The sequence below is a fragment of the Shewanella sp. SR43-8 genome, from assembly GCF_014163775.1.
In the GTDB taxonomy this organism is placed as follows: Bacteria; Pseudomonadota; Gammaproteobacteria; order Enterobacterales; family Shewanellaceae; genus Shewanella; species Shewanella vesiculosa.
This window is the reverse complement of the sequence record NZ_JACJDX010000063.1, coordinates 1-215: the sequence shown is the minus strand read 5'-3', so window position 1 is coordinate 215 and position 215 is coordinate 1. Positions and strand designations below refer to the sequence as shown.

The 215-nt window shown below is 54.0% G+C and carries 1 protein-coding gene; it reads left to right on the top strand.

Annotation, left to right across the window (positions count from 1 at the left end):
• Positions 1-27: 27 nt before the first annotated feature.
• Positions 28-215: hypothetical protein (locus tag H5114_RS20370; protein ID WP_182723899.1), on the top strand; the 188-nt coding region annotated here is incomplete at its 3' end.

Here is a 215-nt window from a genome sequence, read left to right as displayed (position 1 = left end):
GCCAATGACTTTGAAGCCCTGGCGAACGTGCACAATTTAGTCGTCGGCGCCTCAGATGGCGTCAACACCACCAACATTAACGTCACCCTCACTGAGCTTGATGTCAATGAAGCGCCTGAGTTCACCCCACCCGTGGGCGAAACCAGCTACAACTTTAGCTACAATGAAAACAGCAGCGACAGCACGGTGATCGGTACTGTGTCTGCGACCGATCC